This window comes from Methylobacterium sp. J-068 (assembly GCF_022829445.1).
Lineage (GTDB): Bacteria > Pseudomonadota > Alphaproteobacteria > Rhizobiales > Beijerinckiaceae > Methylobacterium.
On the sequence record NZ_JAKSXY010000063.1, the window covers coordinates 1 to 22752 of the forward strand.

The 22752-nt window shown below is 70.9% G+C and carries 16 protein-coding genes; 9 read left to right on the forward strand and 7 right to left on the reverse strand.

The window, feature by feature from the left end:
- The first annotated feature begins 322 nt into the window (after positions 1-322).
- The 3 genes from MKK54_RS08485 to MKK54_RS08495 are packed head-to-tail and all read left to right on the forward strand — an operon-like array spanning position 323 to position 5806.
- Positions 323-1099: an ImuA family protein gene (locus MKK54_RS08485; RefSeq protein ID WP_244010361.1), complete on the forward strand. Its 777-nt coding sequence runs from the start codon at positions 323-325 to the stop codon at positions 1097-1099.
- A complete protein-coding gene (locus tag MKK54_RS08490; RefSeq protein ID WP_244010362.1) occupies positions 1011-2528 on the forward strand; it encodes a DNA polymerase Y family protein in 1518 nt (505 codons plus the stop codon). Before MKK54_RS08485 ends, MKK54_RS08490 begins: the two co-directional genes overlap by 89 nt.
- Complete coding sequence (locus tag MKK54_RS08495; RefSeq protein WP_244010363.1) at positions 2528-5806, forward strand: error-prone DNA polymerase; 3279 nt, start codon at positions 2528-2530, stop codon at positions 5804-5806. Before MKK54_RS08490 ends, MKK54_RS08495 begins: the two co-directional genes overlap by 1 nt.
- Before the next feature lie 255 nt (positions 5807-6061).
- On the opposite strand, the gene rffA is transcribed toward MKK54_RS08495, so the two are convergent.
- Positions 6062-7213 (reverse strand): dTDP-4-amino-4,6-dideoxygalactose transaminase, encoded by a 1152-nt coding sequence (rffA, locus tag MKK54_RS08500; RefSeq protein ID WP_313898380.1) that lies wholly within the window; start codon positions 7211-7213, stop codon positions 6062-6064.
- On the opposite strand from rffA, the gene MKK54_RS24650 reads away from it, so the two are divergent.
- The 4 genes from MKK54_RS24650 (at position 7127) to MKK54_RS08520 (ending at position 11851) form a co-directional block, all read left to right on the forward strand.
- Positions 7127-7327 (forward strand): hypothetical protein, encoded by a 201-nt coding sequence (locus MKK54_RS24650; RefSeq protein WP_244010478.1) that lies wholly within the window; start codon positions 7127-7129, stop codon positions 7325-7327. The two genes, rffA and MKK54_RS24650, sit on opposite strands and share 87 nt — an antisense overlap.
- A 413-nt stretch (positions 7328-7740) precedes the next feature.
- Entirely contained in the window at positions 7741-9294 is a 1554-nt protein-coding gene (gene glpD / locus MKK54_RS08510; protein WP_244010364.1) for a glycerol-3-phosphate dehydrogenase, read from the forward strand.
- Between the two features lie 38 nt (positions 9295-9332).
- On the forward strand, positions 9333-10838 hold the full coding sequence (glpK, locus tag MKK54_RS08515) for a glycerol kinase GlpK (RefSeq protein ID WP_244010365.1): 1506 nt from the start codon (positions 9333-9335) through the stop codon (positions 10836-10838).
- A 101-nt stretch (positions 10839-10939) separates the two neighbouring features.
- Positions 10940-11851 carry an NmrA family NAD(P)-binding protein gene (locus MKK54_RS08520; protein ID WP_244010366.1) on the forward strand — a complete coding sequence of 304 codons (912 nt, stop codon included), beginning with the start codon at positions 10940-10942 and terminating at the stop codon, positions 11849-11851.
- Between the two features lie 74 nt (positions 11852-11925).
- On the opposite strand, the gene MKK54_RS08525 is transcribed toward MKK54_RS08520, so the two are convergent.
- Genes MKK54_RS08525 through MKK54_RS08535 form a run of 3 tightly spaced genes read right to left on the reverse strand, consistent with a single transcriptional unit; the run spans position 11926 to position 16502 of the window.
- Positions 11926-13701 carry a hybrid sensor histidine kinase/response regulator gene (locus MKK54_RS08525; protein WP_244010367.1) on the reverse strand — a complete coding sequence of 592 codons (1776 nt, stop codon included), beginning with the start codon at positions 13699-13701 and terminating at the stop codon, positions 11926-11928.
- Entirely contained in the window at positions 13683-14147 is a 465-nt protein-coding gene (locus MKK54_RS08530) for a response regulator (protein WP_244010368.1), read from the reverse strand. The genes MKK54_RS08525 and MKK54_RS08530 overlap by 19 nt, the downstream gene beginning before the upstream one ends.
- Before the next feature lie 3 nt (positions 14148-14150).
- Complete coding sequence (locus MKK54_RS08535) at positions 14151-16502, reverse strand: ATP-binding protein (RefSeq protein WP_244010369.1); 2352 nt, start codon at positions 16500-16502, stop codon at positions 14151-14153.
- 240 nt (positions 16503-16742) lie between these two features.
- On the opposite strand from MKK54_RS08535, the gene MKK54_RS08540 reads away from it, so the two are divergent.
- Positions 16743-17969 carry an acyl-CoA dehydrogenase family protein gene (locus MKK54_RS08540; protein WP_244010370.1) on the forward strand — a complete coding sequence of 409 codons (1227 nt, stop codon included), beginning with the start codon at positions 16743-16745 and terminating at the stop codon, positions 17967-17969.
- A gap of 112 nt (positions 17970-18081) precedes the next feature.
- Here the strand turns inward: MKK54_RS08540 and MKK54_RS08545 are convergent, their stop codons facing one another.
- The gene (locus MKK54_RS08545) at positions 18082-19716 is read right to left on the reverse strand and encodes a PAS domain-containing hybrid sensor histidine kinase/response regulator (RefSeq protein ID WP_313898383.1); all 1635 of its coding nucleotides are present in this window, start codon (positions 19714-19716) and stop codon (positions 18082-18084) included.
- Positions 19713-20492: an MASE4 domain-containing protein gene (locus MKK54_RS24655; RefSeq protein ID WP_244010371.1), complete on the reverse strand. Its 780-nt coding sequence runs from the start codon at positions 20490-20492 to the stop codon at positions 19713-19715. Before MKK54_RS24655 ends, MKK54_RS08545 begins: the two co-directional genes overlap by 4 nt.
- A gap of 387 nt (positions 20493-20879) precedes the next feature.
- On the opposite strand from MKK54_RS24655, the gene MKK54_RS08555 reads away from it, so the two are divergent.
- Positions 20880-21056 (forward strand): hypothetical protein, encoded by a 177-nt coding sequence (locus MKK54_RS08555; RefSeq protein WP_244010372.1) that lies wholly within the window; start codon positions 20880-20882, stop codon positions 21054-21056.
- 102 nt (positions 21057-21158) lie between these two features.
- Here the strand turns inward: MKK54_RS08555 and MKK54_RS08560 are convergent, their stop codons facing one another.
- Positions 21159-22721, reverse strand: coding sequence for a c-type cytochrome (locus tag MKK54_RS08560; protein ID WP_244010373.1), 1563 nt, complete (start codon positions 22719-22721; stop codon positions 21159-21161).
- Positions 22722-22752 lie beyond the last annotated feature (31 nt).

Below are 22752 nucleotides of genomic sequence, written 5' to 3' on the forward strand. Positions count from 1 at the left end.
TCCTGGAAGGAGAGGGTTGGGGTGAGGTGTAGTCCATCTCCGGAGAGGTCACGCACCTCACCCTGTCCCTCTCCTTCCAGGAGAGGGGACCCGCGCTCCGTCTCGTCAGCTGTCCGACCTAATCTACCGGAGGCCGTATGATGGATCAGAAATTTCGGGGCTCGACGTACCGGGATCGCTCTATCCACAGGCCTATTTCGTGCGATTGCCTTTACGGACCATGGGTTTGTCGAGCGCCTGTCCACAACCCATGCCGTGCGTTGACACAGCCAAGCATAAGAACAAAATAGGAACAGAACCCGCCGCGAAAGAGAAATTGGTCATGCCGCAGGCCGCGAACGGACACGACGACCGGCTCGCCGATCTGCGCCGACAACTCAACGACGCGGTGCGCGACCGGGTCCGGCAGCGGTCGGCGCTCCCGTTCGGCGTACCCGCCCTCGACGCGCACCTGCCGAACGGCGGCCTGCGGTGCGGCGCGCTCCATGAAGTGGCCGAGACCGGCGCGGCCGCCGAGCATGGCGCACTCGCTTGCCTGTTCACCGCCGGCATCCTTGCCCGCCTTCCCGGTCCCGTGCTGTGGTGCCTGCGCGGTGGTGACCTGTTCGCCCCTTCCCTCGTCGGCGTCGGCCTGATGCCCGGTCGGATCGTGTTCGCCGAGACAGGCAACGATGCCGAGGCGCTGCCCGCGATGGAGGAGGGCCTGCGCACCCGCGGCCTCGCCGCCGTGGTGGGCGAGGTCTCGCGCCTCGGGCTGACCGCCTCCCGGCGCATGCAGCTCGCGGCCGAGCGAACCGGCGTCATGGCGCTCGTCATCAGGCGGTGGCGGACCGGCGCGGAGCGCGGGGCCGGCGAGGGCGACCCGACCGTGGCCCTGACCCGTTGGCGGGTGTCGCCCCAGCCCGGCGCCGGGCCGCCGATGCCGGGCCTGCCCCGGGCCCGCTGGCTCGTCGAACTCACCCGTGCCCGCGGCGCGGACGCCCCCCGCTCCTGGATCCTGGACGCGCCTGATGCGACGGGTCGTCTCCGTGTACCTTCCGACCTGGTCGACCGACCTGTGGCGGCGCCGGAACGCATCCCGCGCGCCGGCATGGGATAGCCCGCTCGTCGTCGCGGCCAGCGACGGCCCGCGACGCGTGCTCGTCGCCGTGGACCGCGCGGCGCGGCGCCTCAACCTGCGGCCCGGCATGACGGTGGCCCATGCACAGGCGGCGGTCCCCGACCTGACGGTGGTCGAGGCGGATCCGGAGGCTGCCGCCGATGCGCTGCAGGATCTCGGCGCGTGGTGCCTGCGCCGCTATTCGCCCCTCGTCGCCCTCGACCTGCCGGACGGCCTCTGGATCGAGGTCGCCGGGGCCGCCCACCTGTTCCAGGGGGAGGCGCGCCTGATCGAGGACCTCGTCGCCGGGCTGGCGCGGCGGGCGCTCTCGGCGAGGGCCGCCGTCGCCGACACGCCGGGCGCGGCCTGGGCGGTGGCGCGCTTCGCCCCGCGTGAGCCCGTGATCGCGTCGGGAGCCCAGGCGGCCTCCATCGCCGAGCTGCCGGTGCGGAGCCTTCGTCTCTCCCGCGAGACCGTCGCCGGGCTGGTGCAGCTCGGGATCGAGCGCGTGGGCCAGCTCGCGGCCAAGCCCCGCGCGCCCCTGCGCCTGCGCTTCGGCGAGGAGGCGGTGCTGCGCTTCGACCAGGCGCTGGGCCGCACCCCCGAGCCGCTGGCCTACCTCGCCTCGCCGAAGGTGCCGCGCGTCCGGCTGGCCTTCGCCGAGCCGATCGGCGCGCCGGAGACCCTCGTGCGCGTGACGGAGCGGCTGCTGTCCGATCTCTGCGCGGTGCTGGAGCGGCAAGGGGTCGGGGTGCGCCGCCTCGACCTGCTGTTCCGCCGCGTGGACGGCGTGAGCCAAGGGGTACGGGTGGCGACCGCCCAGCCGACGCGAGCCGTGCGCCATCTCCTGCGCCTGTTCGTCGAGCGGCTGGCGCTGGTCGATCCGGGCTTCGGCATCGACGAGGCGGTGCTCGCCGCATCGGCGGTGGAGTGGTTCGACGCGACCCAGGCACCGCTCGGCGACCTTGTGGGCGAGGGAGCGGACGCCGACCTCGCCGAACTTGTCGACCGCCTGACGGTCCGGCTCGGTACGCGGCGGGTGTTCCGCATCGCTCCCGTCGCGAGTGGGCTGCCGGAACGGTCCGTGCGCCGCGTCGGGCCCCTCGCGGCAGTGCCGGATGCGGACTGGCCCGCCGGCCTGCCGCGGCCCGTCCGCCTGCTCCGGCCGCCGGAATCCGTGATGGTCGTCGCGCTCGCACCCGACCACCCGCCGGCGCTGTTCGTCTGGCGCCGCTCCCGGTTGCGCGTCGCGCGCGCCGACGGTCCGGAGCGGGTCCACGGCGAGTGGTGGGTCTCGGACGCGGAAGGCGGGCTCGTGCGCGACTACTACCGCGTCGAGACGACGGCCGGCGACCGGTTCTGGCTGTTCCGGGACGCCCCGGCGCTCGAGGGCGGACGCTGGTGGCTGCATGGCGTCGGCGAGGCGTGATGGGCTACGTCGAGCTCCAGGTCACGACGCACTATTCCTTCATGCGCGGCGCCTCCTCGCCGCGTGAGCTGTTCGCGACGGCCGCCCTCCTCGGACACGCGGCGCTCGGGATCGCCGACCGCAACTCGCTGGCCGGCATCGTCCAGGCCCACGACGCCGCCAGGGCCACGGGCCTGCGGCTGGTGGTCGGTTGCCGGCTCGACCTGACGGAGCCCGGCGGCCCCTCGCTCCTGGTCTATCCCACCGATCGGGCGGCTTACGGCCGCCTGTGCCGCCTCCTCACCCTCGGCAAGGGCCGGGCGGAGAAGGGTGGCTGCCGGCTGCACTGGGAGGATGTCGGCGCGTGGGCGGACGGGATCGTCGCGGTTCTCCTCGCCGACCGGCCCGACGCGGCCCTCGCCGACGACCTCGCACGGGTGAAGCGGAGCTTCGGCGATCGGGCCTACTGCGCCCTGACGCGACGCTATCGGCCCGACGACGCCCTGCGGCTGGACGCGGTCGCCGCGTTGGCGCGGGACGCCCGGGTCCCGACCGTGGCCATCGGCGACGTCCTCTACCACGTGCCCGACCGGCGGGTGCTGCAGGACGTGGTCACGGCGATCCGCCTCGGCACGACCGTCGACCGGCTCGGCCATGCCCGCGAGCGCCATGCCGGCCGCCATCTCGTCGCGCCGCCCGAGGCCGAGCGCCTGATGGCGCGCCACCCCGACGCGGTCGCGCGCACCGGCGAGATATTCGCGCGTTGCACCTTCTCCCTCGACGAGCTGACCTACAGCTACCCGACGGAAGCGGCCGAGGACGGCACCTCGGCGCAGGACCGCCTTGAGGCGCTGACCTGGGCAGGCGCGGCCGAGCGCTACCCGGCCGGGCTCCCCGACAAGGTTCCGGCCCAGATCCGGCACGAGCTCACGCTGATCGAGCGCCTCGGCTACGCGCCGTACTTCCTGACCGTCGATAGCATCGTCCGGTTCGCGCGGACGCGGGGCATCCTGTGCCAGGGCCGGGGCTCGGCCGCGAACTCCGCCGTGTGCTTCGTGCTCGGCATCACCTCGATCGACCCCGTGCGGCAAGGCCTGCTGTTCGAACGGTTCATCTCGGAGAACCGCGGCGAGCCGCCCGACATCGACGTCGACTTCGAGCACGAGCGCCGCGAGGAGGTGATCCAGTGGGTCTACGAGACCTACGGGCGCCACCGCGCCGCGCTCTGCGCCACCGTGATCCGATACGGCACGCGCGGCGCCGTGCGCGAGGTCGGCAAGGCGCTGGGCGTGCCCGAGGACGTCACCGGCGCGCTCGCCGGCCTCGTCTGGGGCATGTCGAGGGACGGCGTCGGCGAGCGGGAGGTGGCGAGCCTCGGCCTCAACCCCGACGACCGGCGCCTGCGGATGACGCTCGACCTCGCGCGCCAGCTCATCGACACGCCCCGCCATCTCGGCCAGCATCCCGGCGGTTTCGTGCTGACGCTGCACCGCCTCGACGAGCTATGCCCGGTGATCCCGGCGACGATGGCCGACCGGCAGACCATCGAGTGGGACAAGACCGATATCGAGACCCTGAGATTCATGAAGGTGGACGTGCTCGGGCTCGGGATGCTCGGCTGCCTGCGCCGCGCCTTCGACCTGCTCGCCGCCCACCGCCCCGGTGCCCCGACCGGGCTCGCGACGATTCCCGCCGAGGATCCCGCCACCTACGCGATGATCCGGCGCGCCGATACGGTCGGCACGTTCCAGATCGAGAGCCGCGCGCAGATGGCGATGCTGCCGCGGATGAAGCCGACCACCTTCTACGACCTCGTCATCCAGGTCGCCATCGTCCGTCCCGGCCCGATCCAGGGCGACATGGTCCACCCGTATCTGCGCCGGCGGGAGGGCCGCGAACGGGTGGCCTATCCGACCGAGGCGCTGCGCCGCGTGCTGGAGAAGACGCTCGGCGTGCCGCTGTTCCAGGAGCAGGCGATGCAGGTGGCCATCGTGGCGGCGAGCTTCACGCCGGACGAGGCCGACCGGCTGCGCCGGGCGATGGCGACCTTCAAGTCCACGGGCGGGGTGTCCCCGTTCCGGGACAAGCTGATCCGGGGCATGGTCGGCAACGGCTACGCCCCCGAGTTCGCCGAGCGCACCTTCAGGCAGCTCGAAGGCTTCGGGAGCTACGGGTTCCCGGAAAGCCACGCCGCCTCGTTCGCCCTGATCGCCTACGCATCGTCCTGGCTGAAGTGCCGGCACCCGGACGTGTTCCTGTGCGCGATCCTGAACGCGCAGCCGATGGGCTTCTACGCGCCGGCGCAGCTCGTCCGGGATGCGGAGGGGCACGGCGTCGAGGTCCGGCCGGTGGATGTCAACGCCTCGGCCTGGGACTGCACCCTGGAGGCGTCGCAGGGACCCTTGCTGGCCGTGCGCGAAGGCCTGCGCATGGCCCGCGGCCTGGCGGAACGCGATGCCGCACGGCTGATCGGGGCGCGGCCGCCGGTCGGCTACGCCTCGGTCGAGGACGTGTGGCGGCGCGCCGGCGTGGCGGCCGGCGCCCTACGCGCGCTGGCCGGGGCCGACGCCTTCCTGTCGCTCGGCCTCGACCGGCGCGCGGCGCTCTGGGCCATTCGCGGCCTTGCCGACCGGCCGCTCGACCTGTTCGCGGCGGCCGACGCGCGGGAGGGGCAGCCGCGACCCGAGCGCGTCGAGCCCGCGGTCGATCTGGTGCCGATGAGCGCGGGACGCGAGGTCGTGGAGGACTACCACGCCACCGGCCTGAGCCTGCGCGCGCACCCGCTCGCCTTCCTGCGCGGCGATCTCGCTGCCCAAGGCTACCGGCCGTGCCAGGTGCTCGACGCCGCGACCACCGGGCGGGCGCTGGGGCTGGCGGGTCTGGTACTGATGCGGCAGAAGCCGGGCTCGGCCAACGGCACGATGTTCATCACGCTGGAGGACGAGACCGGCATCGCCAACCTCATCGTTTGGCCGCCCGTGTTCGAACGGTACAGGCGCCTGATCCTGACCGCCGGGATGGTGGGGGTGCGGGGCCGGGTGCAGCGCCAGGGCCTCGTCGTCCACGTCCTCGTGGACGGCCTCGTCGACCTGACCGCCCTGTTGCGTCGGGTCGGCGACCGGACGGAGGGGGACGCCGCGCTCCCGCCGCCGAAGGGCCGCGGCGACGCGGCACGCAACGGAGGACGGGATCAGAGGGAACCGGCTCTCTCCGAGCGTGCGGACCGTGGCGCACCTTCCCTCCCGGCGGCGCCTTCCTCCACCTCGGCGATCAAGATCGCGACCCGGAACTTCCGGTAGCCGGAACGGGAGCCTCTCGACTTCCCCATGGAATGGTTTTGACAAACCACGGTTCCGTCCGGAAACGCGGTGACCCGGCATTGCATGGAATACCCGCGCGGCTCGGTTGCACACGCTTTCAAAAGCATCCCCGGACGTCGAAAAACCCGTCCCGACGGTTTCCCGAAGATTGGCCTGGACGTCCAGGAGCGGGCCCCGTCCGGGATCGATCAAAACGCACGAGAATTGTTCGATCTCATGCCGCCGATCGACCGGTCAGGCTCGGGACGATCCCTGTGCGCTTGCGCGGGCGCGCCGGTCGGCGCTGCGCGAGGCCCCCAGGAGAATCTCGACGACGTATTCCTGCTCCGTACGGGTGATCGCCGCGTCGAGCGGGAGACGGATGAGGGTTCCGGTCACGGCGTCCGTCACCGGAAGCCGGCCCCGGCTTCGTCCATAATGCCGCCCGGCGGGGGACGAATGGAGCGGGCGATAATGCGTTCGCGCGTCGATTCCATGCGACCGGAACGCCTCGAGCGTCCTTTCGCAGGCGTCCTGATCCAAGGTCCGGATTGCGAAGATGTGACCGTTGTGGCCTGCCTCCACGGGAATGTGCGGCAGGCGCAGGTGCGCCGTCGAACCGGCCCCTTCGAGAAGCTCGGCGTAATAGGCCCAGGCGCATCGACGCGCCCGGTTGATCGCGGCGGCCTCCGCCAGTTGCGCGGACAGGAGTGCGGCGGTCGCTTCGGACGGCGTGAAGGACGATCCGAGCGCACACCACTCGTAGCGCTGGACTTCACCGCGGTCGAACCGGGACCTGTCCGTGCCCTTGTGCCAGACGAGATCGGCCCGTTGGACGAGATCCGCCCGGTTCACGTGCAAGGCTCCCCCCTCGCCGCAGCTCACGTTCTTGGATGCGTGGAAGCTGAACGCTCCGAAATCGCCGAAGCCTCCGAGCGGCGCGCCGTTCCAGGTCGCGCCGAAGGCCTGGGCGGCATCCTCGATCAGCGTGATGTTCCGATCGCGGCACAACCCGACCAACGTGTCCATGTCGCAGCCGACACCGGCATAATGCACGCACACCAGGGCGCGCGTGCGCGGAGTCACCGCGGCGGCGGCCTGCACCGGATCGATGTTGAGCGTGTCTTCCCGGATATCGACGAAGACCGGCACCGCGCCGCGCAAGGCCACGGCGTTCGCCGTGGACGAGAAGGTCCAGGACGGCATGACGACCTCGTCACCGGGGTTCAGGCCGATGATCAGCGTGGCCATTTCCAGGGCGTCGGTACAGGACGTCGTCAGGAACGGCCGGCTACCCGGAACGGCCTCGCGAAGCTGCGCGTGGCAACGCTCGGTAAAGGCCCCGCCGCCCTGCAACGCGCCCGCCGCGAGGGCGCGGCTCACATCCGCCTGGGCGTGAGCGGACACGGCCGGTCGATAGAACGGAATCAAGATCCAGCCCTGAGTTTTGAATTTCCAGCTGAACCGGCGGGCGACAAAGGCAAGATCTTCCGATTTACTATTGAAATATTTATTGTTTGAACGCGCGACCGAACATGATGCAAATTACTTAGCTCATCGTCCAGACGATGGGGCCGCCAGCTTTGAGACGCGCAGCCAACATACGATTCTCGTTTAGCGCGTTCAACGGAAAGGTCAACCGGACGCAAAGCGACCTGGGGATTACTTCGATATCTCGCGTCAAAACCTCGTGTCGGACGGTCCTGATTTTCTTCAAAGCGACAGGGCTCTCGGGAATTCAACCTGACATGGCAGTCTCCATTCCGTCATGAGGCATTCGGTCCTACCGATTTCACTTCGGCCTTCCCGTGCGGCATGCAAAGTCGTTGTGGTCCTCGGCTGTCGCCAGCGCCCACGCGATGCGGGAGGCGCTCTCCCCGACGGGGCTTCCCGCGCTATCCTTTCCCCCTGCTGGAACGCGGCGCGAGGGAGCCATGACGACAGTTGCGAACGCCGACCCATCCACCGCCGATTACGACCTGCTCGTCATCGGCGGGGGTATCAACGGGACCGGCATCGCCCGGGATGCGGCGGGTCGCGGCCTGCGCGTCCTGCTCTGCGAGCGGGGGGATCTGGCCGAGTTCACCTCTTCCTCCAGCACCAAGCTGATCCATGGCGGCCTGCGCTACCTCGAGCAATACGCGTTCCGCCTGGTCCGTGAGGCCCTCGCCGAGCGCGAGCGCCTGCTGCGCATGGCGCCGCACATCATCTGGCCCCTGCGCTTCGTGCTGCCCCACGATACGGGCCTGCGCCCCGCCTGGCTGCTGCGCCTCGGCCTGTTCCTGTACGATCACCTGGCGCGCCTGCGGACGCTGCCCGGCTCATCGGGGGTCGACCTGCGCCGCTCGGCCCTCGGCGCACCGCTTCAGGCCCACCTGACGAAGGGCTTCGTCTATTCGGATTGCTGGGTCGAGGACAGCCGCCTCGTGGTGCTGAATGCCATGGATGCGCACGCGCGCGGCGCCGTGATCCGCACCCGCACCGGCGTCGAGTTGGCCCACCGGAGCGCGGGCGCCTGGAGCGCCGGCCTGCGGGATGGCGTGACGGGGCGCAGGTGGGAGGTGCGGGCGCGCGCCATCGTCAACGCCGCCGGCCCCTGGGTCGGCGAGACCCTGGGCGTCACCCTCGGCATCGACAGCCGCGCGGCCGTGCGGCTGATCAAGGGCAGCCACATCGTCGTGAAGGCGCTCTATCCGGGCGAGCACGCCTACATCCTGCAGCAGCCCGATCAGCGCATCGTCTTCGCGATCCCCTTCGAGCGCGCCTTCACCCTGATCGGCACCACCGACGTGCCCCATGAAGGGCCGCCCGGCGCGGTGACGATCTCGACGGAGGAGACGCGCTACCTCTGCGACGCGATCAATCGCAGCTTCGCGACCCGCATCGGCCCCGGCGACGTGGTGTGGAGCTATTCCGGCGTGCGCCCCCTTTACAACGACGCCGCCACCGAAGCCTCGGCGGTGACCCGCGACTACGTGCTCGACCTCGATGCGCCCGCCGGGCAAGCCCCCGCCCTCTCGGTGTTCGGCGGCAAGATCACCACCTACCGGCGCCTCGCCGAACACGCGCTGGCGCGCCTCGCCCCGTCCTTCCCGGATCTCGGCCCGGCCTGGACCGGAGGTGCGACGCTGCCCGGCGGCGACATGGCGAATGCCGATTTCGAGGCCTTCCGGGCGGCCTTCGCCCACGCGGTCCCCTTCCTGCCGGCCGAGACCGCGGACCGGCTCGCCCGGGCCTACGGCACGCAAGCCCACGGCATCGTCGGCGCGGCGCGGTGCCTCGCGGATCTCGGGGAGCGCTTCGAGGGCGGCCTCACGGCGGCGGAGGTGGACCACCTCGTGCGCGCCGAGTGGGCACGCACGGCCGACGACGTCCTGTGGCGCCGCTCCAAGCTCGGCCTGCGCACCTCGCCCGACGGCGTGGCACGGCTGGAGGCCTACCTCGCGCGCCACGCAACGTCCGGCGCGGACTCGACGGCGCCCGCCTGAGGCCGGGCCGAACACGAAGCATCCAGGAGGCATCCGCCATGACCCGCTATGTCGGCGCCATCGACCAGGGCACCACGAGCAGCCGCTTCATCGTGTTCGATCGGGACGGGCGCATCGTCGCCTCCCGGCAGCGGGAGCACGCGCAGATCTACCCCGCGCCCGGGCTCGTCGAGCACGATCCGGCGGAGATCTGGGCCAACGTCCGGGCGGTGATGCGGGAGGCCCTCGACGCGGCGGGGCTCGGCCCCTCCGACCTGCTCTCCATCGGCATCACCAACCAGCGCGAGACGACGGTGATCTGGGACCGGCGGACCGGCGCGCCGCTGCACAACGCCCTGGTCTGGCAGGACACCCGCACCGACCGGCTCGTGGCCGAGTTCGCTCGCGCGGGCGGACGCGACCGCTTCCGCGCGCTCACCGGCCTTCCGCTGGCGAGCTACTTCTTCGGGCTGAAGCTGCGCTGGCTCCTCGACCACGTCGCGGGCGCCCGCGCGGGGGCGGAGGCCGGCGACGTCCTGTTCGGCACGGTCGACACCTGGCTCGTCTGGAACCTCACGGGCGGGCCCGAGGGCGGCCTGCACATCACCGACGTGACCAATGCCAGCCGCACGCAGCTGATGGCCCTCGACAGCCTCGACTGGGATGCGGGCCTGCTCGCCGCCTATCGCATCCCGCGCGCGATGCTACCCGCCATCGCCTCATCCTCGCAGGTCTACGGCGAGACGCGGTCGCCCTTCGCGGGCGTGCCGATCGCCGGCATCCTCGGCGATCAGCAGGCGGCGCTGTTCGGCCAGACCTGCTTCCAGCCGGGCGAGGCCAAGAACACCTATGGCACCGGCTGCTTCGCCCTGATGAATACCGGCACAAGCCCGGTCCCCTCCACCTGCGGCCTCGTGACGACGCTGGCCTACAAGCTCGGCGAGCAGCCGGCGGTCTACGCGCTGGAAGGCTCGATCGCCATCACGGGCGCCCTGGTGCAGTGGCTGCGCGACAACCTGCACATGATCCAGGACAGCGCAGAGGTGGAGCGCCTCGCCGCGACGGTGGCGGACAATGGCGGCGTCTACTTCGTGCCCGCCTTCTCGGGGCTCTACGCGCCGCACTGGAACGAGGGCGCGCGCGGGCTGATCATCGGCCTGACCCGCTATGCGAATCGCGGCCACATCGCCCGCGCCTGCCTGGAGGCCACCGCCTTCCAGACGCGCGAGGTGCTGGAGGCGATGGGGGCGGATTCCGGCATTCCGGTGCGGGAGCTGCGCACCGACGGCGGCATGGTCGCCAACGCCACCCTGATGCAGTTCCAGGCGGACATCCTCGACGTTCCGGTGGTGCGCCCGCGCGTGGCGGAAACCACGGCCCTCGGGGCCGCCTACGCGGCCGGCCTCGCCACCGGCTACTGGCGCGGCACCGACGACCTCGTGCGGAACTGGGGCGTCGACCGGCGCTGGGAGCCGAACATGGATGCGGGCGAGCGCCGGCGCATCACCGCCGCCTGGGGCCGGGCCGTGAAAAGGTCGCTCGACTGGGATGACCCGGACGATTGAGGATGGCTGCGAACCGGCCCGGCACCGATGCCGGCCGGCGGTGTTGACACCGGGCCGGGCCCTGTCCCGGTCACGACGGCGGGCGGGACAGAACGAACCTCATGGATCATCACGCACCAGCAAAACCGACCGTCGTCCTCGCCGGCATCGGCGGCGATCTCGGCGGCCGCATCGCCCGGGCCCTCATCGCCGAGGGCGCGGAGGTGCGGGCGCTGGTGCGCCGGACGAGCGGGATGAGTCCGCGCCACGCGCCGGAGATCCCGGGCCTGACGCGCGTGCCCGTCGATTACTCGGACGCAACGGGGCTGTCGGCGGCCTGCGGCGGCGCGGCCTGCGTGGTCTCGGCGTTGAACGGCCTCGAACCCGTGATCCTCGGCGTCCAGGGCCAGCTCCTCGACGCGGCCGTGGCGGCCGGCGTGCCGCGCTTCATCCCCTCCGATTTCTCCCTCGACTTCACGAAGACCCGGCCGGGCGACAACCGTAATCTCGACCTGCGCCGAGCCTTCATGGCGCGGATCGACCGGACGCCGATCCGCGCGACCTCGATCCTGAACGGTGCCTTCGCCGAGCTCCTCACCGGCGCGGCGCCGATCGTCCTGAAACGGCCGCGCAAGATCCTCTACTGGGGCTCGGCCGACCAGCCCCTCGACGTCACCACCAAGGAAGACGTCGCGCGCTACACCGCGGCCGCCGCCCTCGACCGGCAGGCGCCGCGCATCCTGCGCATCGCCGGGGATGTCGTGACGCCGCGTGACCTCGCGTCCATCATGAGCGACGTCACCGGAGAGACCCACGGACTCTGGCGCGCGGGCGGTCTCGGCCGCCTCGGGCTCGCCATCCGGATCGTGCGCCGCCTGACGCCGTCGAGCGACGCGGTGTTCCCGGCCTGGCAGGGCATGCAGTACCTGCGCGACATGGCGAGCGGCCTCGGCAAGCTCGATCCCCTCGACAACGACCGCTACGGCGCAAGGCCCTGGACCAGCGCGCGCGCGGTGCTGGCGGCCGACGCGTAAGGACCGGTGCCGGTCGATCGCTTCGGTGTCGGGCCCACCGCCGTCACCCCGTGTCCGCGCAGCCCGAGCCGGTCTCAGTCTCGCCGGCCGGCGCGGCTCGCCACGAGTCGCAGGCCCTGAACGGGTGGATCGGCCAGCGCCGCCGCGACCTTGCGCTCCAGTTCGCCGCCCCGGAACGGCTTCTGCACGATCCGATCCGTCCCGACCTCGCCGCCCCGCATCAGGACGGTGGTGTCGGCGTAGCCGGTGGCGAACATCACCGCCAGGTGCGGCCAGCGGCGCCGGATCTCGCCCTCCACCTCGGCGCCGTTCATGCCCGGCATGGCGAAGTCGAGCAGGATGAGGTCGACGCACGGATCGAGCTCCAGGGCCTGCAGCGCCGCGAGGCCGGACCCGGCCTCCCGGACGGCGTACCCGGTCTCCGACAGGATCGTCGTGGTGACCTCGCGCACGGCGCTGTCGTCGTCCACCACGAGAATGACGGGCCTGTCGTCCGACTCACGTCGAGCAGCGCAGTCGACCGCCTGCGGCGCGACCGGCTCGGCGCGAGGGCCGGCCTCGGCGCGCGGCAGGTAGACCCGGACGGACGTGCCCTCGCCGACCCGCGTGTCGATGCGGACGCCGCCGCCCGATTGTTTGGCGAAGCCGTAGACCTGCGCGAGCCCGAGGCCGGAGCCCTTGTCGACCGCCTTCGTGGTGAAGAAGGGTTCGAAGACCCGCGCCAGGACGTCGGGCGGGATTCCGGTCCCGGTGTCGCTCACCGCCACCATCACGTAGGCGCCGGGGCTCGGCTCCTCCACGCGGGCGGGCGGCTGCGTCAGCGTGACGTTGGCGGTCTCGATGGTCAGGCATCCGCCCACCGCCATCGCGTCGCGGGCGTTGATCGCGAGGTTGAGGATCACGAGCTCGATCTGCGTCGCGTCGACGAGCGCCGACCAGAGATCGCCCTGAAGCGTCATCTCGATCCGGACTGCGCCGCCGATGGAACTCTGCAGCAGGTCGCGCATCGAGGCGACGGTCTGGTTCAGCTCGACCGGTGTCGGTTCCAGCCGCTGGCGCCGTGAGAAGGCGAGGAGTTGCGCGGTCAGGCGCGCGCCCCGGTCGGCCGCGCCCCGCATCATGGCGAGGCGGTTTTTCGAGCGCTCGTCGGCCACGGCGCGCCCCAGGAACTCGATGTTGCCCGAGATCACCGTGAGGAGGTTGTTGAAGTCGTGCGCAACGCCGCTGGTGAGTTGGCCCACCGCCTCCAGGCGCTGGGCCTGCCGCAGGGCTTCCTCGACGCGCTCGCGCTCGACGATCTGGCGATGCAGTTCGGTGTTGGCGGCGGCGAGTTCGCGGGTGCGCGCCTCGACCCGCGCCTCCAGGGTCTCGTTCAATTCGCGCAGATCCTGCAGGGCACGCTCGCGCTCGGCCCGCGCCCGGGCCTCGGAGAGTGCGCGCATGATGGTGCGGGGCAGGCGGTCGAGCCGCTGCTTGGTGACGTAATCGGTGGCGCCGCGCTTGAGGGCCTCCACCGCCACGTCCTCGCCGAGGGTGCCGGAGACGAAGACGAACGGGGTGCCGGGGCATTGCACCCGGGCGATGGCGAGGGCGCTGAGACCGTCAAAGGTCGGCAGGACGTAATCGGCCAGGATCAGGTGGTGGGCACGCGCCGCCGCCGCGCGGGTGAAATCGGCCTGGGTCATCACCCGGTCGAGATCGTAGGGGTGCCCCAGGTCGTCGAGCACCCCGCCGAGCAGTTCGGTGTCGAGATCGCTGTCCTCCAGGAGCAGGATCCGCAGCGGCTCCGAACCGTACCCCTCCGCCAGACCAGGCTCCGTCTCGGCGTCCTTCAACTGTTCGATGGCCATTCTCCCCCACGGTGCGGCGGCGGTTCGTTCAGCACCGCCCAGAAGACCCCGAGATCCTGGATCGCCTCGAAGAATTCCGTGAACCCAACGGGCTTGACCACGAAAGCGTTCACCCCGAGGTCGTAGGAACGCACGAGGTCGGTCTCCTCCCGCGAGGAGGTGAGCATCACCACGGGGATCGCCCGCGTGCGGATGTCGCCCTTCACCTTGGCGAGCACTTCCAGACCGTCGACCTTGGGCAGCTTCAGGTCCAGGAGCACCACGGCCGGGTCTCGGGCGTCGCGGCCCTCGTGCTGACCGCGCCGGTACAGGAAGTCGAGGGCCTCCGCGCCGTCCCGGCAGATCACGATCTGATTGGCGAGTTGGCTCTTCTCCAGGGCGGCGAGCGTCAGCTCGATGTCGTTCGGGTTGTCCTCCACGAGGAGGATCGGCTTCAGGTCGGGCATGGTTCAGCGCGCTTCCTTCGACGCGGATCGGGAACGGGACGCGGTCCCGGGATTCACCACCGCTCTGGGCGACGGCAGCGTGAAGCAGAAGGTGGCGCCCTCGCCGAGAACGCCCTCGGCCCAGGTGCGCCCACCGTGGCGCTCGACGATGCGCCGGACGTTCGCGAGGCCGATGCCGGTCCCCTCGAATTCCTCGACCCGGTGCAGACGCTGGAAGACCCCGAACAGCTTGCCCACATAGGCCATGTCGAAGCCGACGCCGTTGTCGCGTACGAAGAACACCGGCTGGTCGGCCCCGTGGTCGTCCGGGCGCCCGCCCACCGCGTCCGCTTCGAGGCGCCCCACCTCGATGCGGGCCTCGGGGCGCGTCCGCGTGTATTTGACCGCGTTCGAGAGCAGGTTCTCGATGACGAGGCGCAGCATCACGGGATCGGCATGGACCTGGCCGAGCGGTCCGATCGTCCAGTGGATGGTCCGTTCCGGCCCGACGTCGCGCAAGGTGGAGCGCCGGACCTCCTCGACCAGCAGGGTGAGGTCGCAGGTCACGGGTTTCAGGGAATTGCGGCCCATCTGAGAGAAGCGCAGCAGGTTGTCGACGAGGGTGCCGGCGGAGAACGCGGCCTCCACGATGGTGTCGACGTAGTGGCGCCCCTTGTCCGTCAGCCGGGCGCCCTCGCGGGAACGTAGGAGTTCGGAATACCCGACGATGTGCCGGAAGGGTGCGCGCAGGTCGTGGCTCACGGAGTAGGAGAAGGCCTCCAGCTCCTTGTTGGAGCGCTGGAGTTCCTCGCTGAGGGCGGCGAGTTCCTCGGCCCGCCGCAGCACGATGCCGAGCACCGACCCGCGCAGCTCCTTCACGGCCTCGGTCTCGGCGCGCGACCACGGAAGGGCGCGGCCCTGCAGCGTCTCCTTCCAGATCTCGAAGGATTTGCGCGGGTGCAGCCGATCGGGGCCGCCGGCCGGGTCGGCCAGCGCCGCCTTGTTCGGGTCGCCGCCCCACCGCACGGTGCGCACGACCTCCGGCCTGAACCAGAGCACGTAGCTCGCGTATTTCTGCGAAATCGAGATGGCCAGGAGGCCGCTCGCCCGGTCCGCGAACGCGCGCGCGGGCGGATGCTCTTCGCCCAGCGCCTCGGTGGCGACGATGTCGGCGCCGCCTGGGCCGCTCGAGAGCCATTGGTAGATGGCGCGGACCTCGCCCTCGGTCGGCGTCACGCCCATCAGCCGGCAGCTCTCGGCCGTGACCACCGCCGCGCCCGAAGCGCCCGCCAGGGCCAGGACGTCGTCCGTGTGCTTCAGGAGACCCTCGAGAAAGTTCTCCTCCTCCGCCATGTAGCCGAGGAGCCGGGCCTGGATCGTCCCGAGCGCGAGCCGCTGCTCGGCCTCGGCGCCGCGCTCCTTGGCGGCGAGTTGCAGCGCGAAGATGCGGGTGAGGAAGTCGCAGGCGTTGCGGGCCTGGAGCGGCACGCGCCGCGCCGCGCGGTTGTGGCACGAGATCAGGCCCCACAGAGCCCCGTCGACGAGGATCGAGACCGACATCGACGCCTCGGTGCCCATGTTGCGCATGTAGGCCACGTGCACGGGCGAGACGCTGCGCAGGATCGACTGGCTGAGATCGAGGGGCTCGTCGTCCGCCGCGCCCGGCTCGCGCAGGATCGGCACGGGCAGATAGGCTGCGTCCGGAATGATGCGCAGGCGGTTGCGCCGGTAGAGTTCGCGCGCCTGGGCGGGGATGTCGGAGGCCGGGAAGCGCAGATCGAGATAGGAGGGCAGGGCACCGTTGCCGTCCTCGGCCACCACGGTGCCGTGCCAGTCCCGATCGAACCGATAGACGAGGGTGCGATCGAAGCCGGTGATGTGGCGGATGTCTACCGCCAGGAGTTGGCACAAAGCCACCACCGAATCCGCCTCGGGCAGGCCTTCGACGAAGCGGCTGAGGCGCGGGTAGAGCGCGTCGAGACTGTGCTGGGAAGCGGATTTGCTCGCCACCGCCTCGAATTCCAGAACCGTCAGTTCGTCGGAATGATGGACGGCGAGATCGTAGGCGCGGGCGCCGTCGACCGTCGCCAGCGTGACGGTGCGCAGATACAGCGCGCCGTCGCGGTCGCGCGCGTCGAGGCCGGTGAACGGGTCGGCGAGGTCCGGAAAGACCGATGCGAAATCCCGGCCGAGGAGCGGCGCGTCCGGCTGGCCTTCGAGGCGCGGCGCGTTGGCGCTCGCCTGGACGATGCGCCGCCGGGGCCCCTCGACGGCGATGAGGAACCCATGCGGCTGGAGGGTGCCGAGGCGATGGATCGGCTCCCGGTCGCAGGCGGTCAGTTCCGCCTCGCGCGGGCCCCTGGCGGTCGAGGTCAAGGCGTCCGCTCCCTGGCACCGGACAGCCCGACATGCCCGTCCACAGGGTCGTGCCTACGCGGATCGCCCCACGAGCGCAACGTGGCACGAAGGAGGGGAAACCCGGCCGGCGACGCATGACGATCGGGGGTTGCACCCGAACCGAGCGGACCGCGTCTTCGACTTTGGACCGGACTCGCCCTAGCTTGGCCGAGATGGGACGAGGCCGCGCGGGCGGCGGGCGAAAGCGGGGGGAAACGCATGTCGAAGTCGGATCGCGTGGAGTCGCGCCCGCCGGAACTCCAGAGCCCCTGGCGCACGGAGGCGCGGGTGGCGCTCCAGGCGGAGGCCCGCGCCTTCGCCCACGAAGTCGTGATGCCACTGGCCGACGAACTCGACCCGCAGAAAGCGGAGATGCCCCGTTCCCTGATCGACCGGATGGCCGCGAAGGGCTGGTTCGGCATCACGATTCCGGCCGAGCATGGCGGCCTCGGCCTCGGTGTGTTCGAATATTGCCTCGTCTCGGAGGAGCTGGCGCGGGCCTGGCTCTCCGTGGGAAGCATCCTGGCCCGGGGCCAGGGCCTGGGCACCCAGACGCTCGATCCGGAGCGGCGGCGCGGCCTCCTCGAGAGCTCGGCCAAGGGCCAGTGGATCGGCGGCATCGCCCTGTCCGAGCCGGCCGCCGGTTCGGACCTCGCCGGCGTGCAGACCCGCGCGGTGCGCGAGGGCGACACCTGGGTGCTGTCGGGGATGAAGCGCTGGGCGGGCTTCGCCAAGGCGGCCGATTTCATCGAGGTCCTGGCCCGCACCCGCGACCCGCAGCCGGGCGAGCCGCGCTCGGCCGGGCTGGAGCCCTTCCTCGTGGTCAAGGAGCCCGGCACCTTCCCGCCCGGCATGACCGGACGGGTCATCGACAAGATCGGCTATCACGGCTTCCTCACCTTCGAGCTCGACCTCGACGGGGTGCGGGTGCCCGAGAGCGACCGGCTCACGGGCCTCTACGGCGACCAGGGCGCGGACGCGGATTCCGGCGGCTTCGCCTCCGTTCAGCGCGGCCTCAACATCGCGCGCGTCCACACCGCCGCCCGCGCCGTGGGCGTCGCCCGCGCGGCCCTGGAGGACACCCAGGCCTATCTTCAGGAGCGCGAGCAGTTCGGCCATCCGATCGGCGATTTCCAGGCCCTTCGCTTCGCGCTCGCCGACATGGCGGCGGACGTCGCTCAGGCCCGCGCCTTCTGGCAGCAGGTGGCCCATCTCCTCGATGCCGGCGAACCGGCGGAGAGCGAGTCCGCCATGGTCAAGCTCGTCTGTACCGAGATGGCGGTGCGGGTGACCAACCAGGCGATGCAGCTCCACGGCGGCAACGGCTACACCACCGAGCGCCGGGTGGAGCGCTACTGGCGCGACGCGCGGCTGACCACGATCTTCGAGGGCACCAGCGAGATCCAGCGCCGGATCATCAGCGACCGGATGCTGCCCAAGGCGTGAGACCGTCGCCGCTCGATCGAAGCGGAGACGGTCTCGCTCAGCCCGCGCGGCGCCTGAGCGAAGCCCAGATCCGCCATCCCGAGGGGATCGAACGGATCTGGTCCGACGCGCCTCAGCGCCCACCCATCACCACGCGCAGCTTGTCGGCGAGGTCCTCCCGCCGATAGGGCTTGCTGAGGAGCGGAAGGTCGACGGGCACGCCCTGCTCGCCGAGGGCGGAGCCGGTGTAGCCCGAGGCGAGCAGCACCCGCAGGCCCAGGCGCAGGCGGCGGGCCCGCACGGCGAGTTCGATTCCGTTCATGCCGCCCGGCATGACCACGTCCGAGAACAGGATGTCGATGCGCTCGGGCCCCTTCAGGCGCTCCAACGCCTCGGCCGCGTGGGTGGCGGTGAGGGTGTGGTATCCGAGCTCGGACAGGCTCTCGACCGCCATCTCCAGCACGGCGGCCTCGTCCTCGACCACCAGGATCACCTCGCCCTCCGCCGCCCGGCGCAAGGGCAGGAGCGCGTCGGTGCGCGCCGACACGGCCGCCGGCTCCCCCGAGCGCGGAAGGTCGATGGTGAGGGTGGTGCCGAGGCCCGGCGCGCTCGCGACGCGGACCTGGCCGCCACCCTGTCGGACGAAGCCATAGACTTGGCTCAGGCCGAGGCCGGTGCCCTTGCCGACGTCCTTGGTGGTGAAGAACGGCTCGAAGGCCCGCGCGGCGGTGGCCGCATCCATGCCCGTTCCGGTATCGGTGACCGAGACGCGGACGTAGTCCCCCTCCGTCAGGTCCGGCCAGGCGGCGCGGCGTTCCGGGGTGACGGCGAGGTTCTCGGTCCGCACCGTCAGGGTGCCGCCGCCCGGCATGGCGTCGCGCGCATTCACCGCGAGGTTGAGGATGGCGCTCTCGAACTGGCCGGGATCGAGCCGCACCGGATCGAGGGCGGCGTCGAGGTCGAGGACGAGGGTCACGGTCTCGCCGAGCGCACGCCGAAGCAGGCCCTGGAAATCCTTCAGCAGGTGGTTCGGGTTCACCGTCTCGGGCCGCAAGACCTGCCGGCGCGAGAACGAGAGGAGCTTCTCGGTGACCTCGGCGCCGCGCCGCGCCGCCGTCATCGCCGAGGTCGCCAGCCGCTCGACCCGCCGCGCGTCGTCGGGGCGGCGGACGATCATGTCGAGATTGCCCACGATCACGGTGAGCAGGTTGTTGAAATCGTGGGCGACGCCGCCCGTGAGCTGGCCGATCGCCTCCATCTTCTGGGCCTGGTTCAGGCGCTGCTCGGCCTCGCGACGGTCGGTGGTGTCGATGACCACACCGACCATGAACGCCGGATCGCCGGCGGGGTCCCGGTAGGTCCGTCCGCGCACGTCGATCCAGCGCTCGGCGCCGTCGCCCGCCCGGACGATCCGGCACTGGACCTCGAAATGCTCGTCCCGGGACCGGCTGTCCTGCCGGACCCGCGCTAGGACGGCCTCGACGCCGGGACGGTCGTCCTCCACCACATGGCGCAGGAAGTCGTCGACGCCCCAATCGGGCAGCAGCGTCTCGTAGCCGAAGATCCGGTCGTGCCGCAGTGTCCGGCTGGACTTGCCCGTGGCGAGGTCGAGGTGCCAATCCCCCATATCCGCGGCCTCGAGGGCGACCACGAGGCTGTCCCGCGCCATCGCGAGATCCGCCCGCTGGCGCTCGCTCAAGCGCGCCGCCCGCTCGGCCGCGCCGTAGAGCCCGTCGACTTCGCGCAGGTAGACGCCCAGCAGGATCATGCCGGCGGCGAGCGCCTCCAGCCGTCCGGCGAACCAGCCCACGCTTCCCCGCGCCGCGCCCGGCAGGGTGACCACGTTGTCGAAGACGAGGAGCAGCAGCGAGACCGCGTGGTCCAGCACAGAGTGGCGAGCGCCACGAGGGTGAGGACCATCACGCCCGGCCCGATGCCGGAGGTGGTCAGCAGCCGGTAATCGTCGCCATCGACGCAGCGCGGCAGGTATTCGACCCAGGCGACCACGACCCAGGTCAGCATCGCGACCCCCGCGACCACCGCCAGAGCGGCGAGGCCGCCGACCCGGCCGACACGATCGGGCCGCACCCAGCGCGGACGGCCATCCCCCTCCATGATCGCGTAGGGCAGCGCGAAGAGCGGCGGCCCGACATGCCACAGGGTCCACAACCACGTGGTCGTCCCCGGCCCCGAGCCGAGGATGCGGCCCGGTGCGAACACGCCCGGAAAGGTCAGGAGCTGCACCGCGACGATCAGGGTCGTGAAGAGAGAGCCGGCCGCCAGGACGAGGAGCGGGACGGAAGCGGTGCGCCGGTACTGGGCGAAGAACAGGTAGGTGGTGACCGCGTAGACCGTGATCAGCGCCGCCTGATAGCTCGGCACGAAGCCCGGCATGGCCCCGACCGGGTCGGTCACGATGGGCAGGAGCGCCAGCGTCAGCAGCGCGAAGGCCGCCGAGACCGCCGACGCGAACCGCCGCTGCGGCCGGCTCGGCGGCGCGTTCGCGAAGGTGGGAAGGTCTGGAAGTCCAGCGGTTTCCGGCACGTCGGGCTCCCGGGCCAGGCACCAGGAGCGGATCACCCGGCGATCAGGACCTGCAACGGTCTAGCACCTTCCGGAATCCGTGCCCATGACCGCCTCAGACGGAAGGCCCGCCCGATCGGCAACGCCCCGACCATGTCGCGAACTACAGAACGTGCGCGCGCGCTCGGGGCGGACGCCGCCCGAGCCGAGACATCGGCCGATCGGACGCACCCCGCATTTTTCCGGGCGCGGTCAATCCAAATCGAACGCGATCCATCGAATCATATTCCATGATTTCAAGAAAAACGACGACGCCGTTGTCGCGCCTACTCGAAAAACAAAAGATCAAGCTGGAACCCGTAAACTCGGAATACGCTTCAGACTTCGATCGAACATTCGGAGAAAACCATGCAGGATCAATATCTGATCTTCGGCCTCGCGCTCGCGACATTCGCGATCGCCATCGCTGTACTTCTGGTCATGCGGGCTCGTATCGCCGCCAAGAAGAAGACGCCCGAACGCTCCGCCTTCCTCGACACGCATGGCGGACCGCCCCGGAAGAACCGGCCGGGTACCGAGCATTGAGGGGCTGCGCGGCGCTCTCGCCGAGGGCGCCGCCTGCACCGCGAGGGCGCCGCCTGCATTACGAGGGGGGCCTCCGCTTTTCCGGGACGGGGCGGGCTGCGCTCAGGGCTTCGGAGCGGCCGCGTTCGAGGCCCGGACCTCCGGATTCTTCAGCTGGCTGTAGACGATGCTGGAGAAGCTCCCGATCACCGCGTGCCAGCCCGCCTTGTCGTAGCTCGGGTCGTTCCGCCCGGCCTGGCAGAACGCCGTCGTCAGGCCGTTCACGAGGTCGTCGCCCTTGGCATCGGGCAGCGCCGCCCGGATCGGGGGCAGCAGGGTGTTGATCGTCGCGATGAAGTTCTCCTGGCCCACCCCCTTGAGTCGCTCGACGGTCCCCGCATCCGCGATCGCCTTGGCGACGTCGGGCTGGGCGATCTCGGCGCAGGGCGCCGTTCCGGCCAGCATCGTCTGCGTCGCATTGCGGGCCGTCGCGACGATGCCGCGCTCGACGATCACCGGGGCGGCGTTGCCCCAGGCGTTGCGCACGTAATCCGTGACGTCGGCGACCTCCTGGTCGGTCATGCCGGCGCCGATCGCCGGCATCGGCGCGTAGCCATTCTGGGCGGCGAGCCCGCCGAGGATCACGCGGATCACCGTCTCGGGTCCCTTCGCCTGCACCGAACCGTTGCCCGCGAGCGCCGGGATCGCCCCCTCCACGCCCTTGCCGTCCGGCTTGTGGCAGGACGAGCAGTAGCTGAGATAAGTGGCGGCTCCGGGAGCGCCGGCCGCGTTGAAGGCCTGCAGGTCCTTGACCTTGTAGCTCTCCTTGGCCTTCTGCGTGCGCAGATAGGCCACCATCGCCTTGAGGTCGGCATCGGTCAGCTTGGAGAGAGATTCCTCGATCGTCTGGCGCATCGGGCCGGCGGCGACGCCGGGCAGGGTGCCGGGTGCCGTACCCGTCTTCAGGTAGGTCACCACCTGATCGTCGCTCCAGGCGCCGATGCCGCTATGGTCGTCGGGGGTGATGTTGGGCGCGTACCAGCCGTCGATGACGCCGCCGCCGAGCTTGCCGGCCAAGCCGCTGTTGCCGACGATCTTGTTGGCGTTGTGACACATGCCGCAATGGCCGAGCCCCTCGACCAGGTAGCCGCCGCGATTGACCTCTTCGCTCGCCTGCGGATCGGGCTTGAACTCGCCCGCCGTGAAGAAGGCGGTACGCCAGGTGATGAGCGCGGTGCGGATGTTGAACGGGAAGGGGATCTCCGAGGGCTGGCGCGGCTCGTGCACCGCCGGCAGCGACTTCAGGTAGGCGAAGATCGCGTCGGAATCCGCGCGCGTGACCTTGGTGTACCAGGCGAACGGAAAGGCCGGGTAGAGGTAGGAGCCGTCCTTGGTGATGCCCTCGTGGAAGGCCCGGTAGAAATCGTCCGCGCTCCAGGTGCCGAGGCCCGTCTCCGGATCCGGCGTGAGATTCGGCGTCCGGATCTTCCCGATCGGCGTGTTGAGCACGTAATTGCCCGCGAAGGGTTTGCCGCCCGGCGCGGTGTGGCAGGCGACGCAATCGCCCGCGGTCGCCAGATATTCGCCCCGCTTGATCAAGTCCGAATCTTGCGCCGCGGCGGCGCTCGCGATGAAGCCGATGGCGAGCCCGGCCCCCAGACGGAGAGCGGTGCGGCGGTTCCTCATGGCGTCTCTCCTCGGGTGGGTCTTCGGGGTG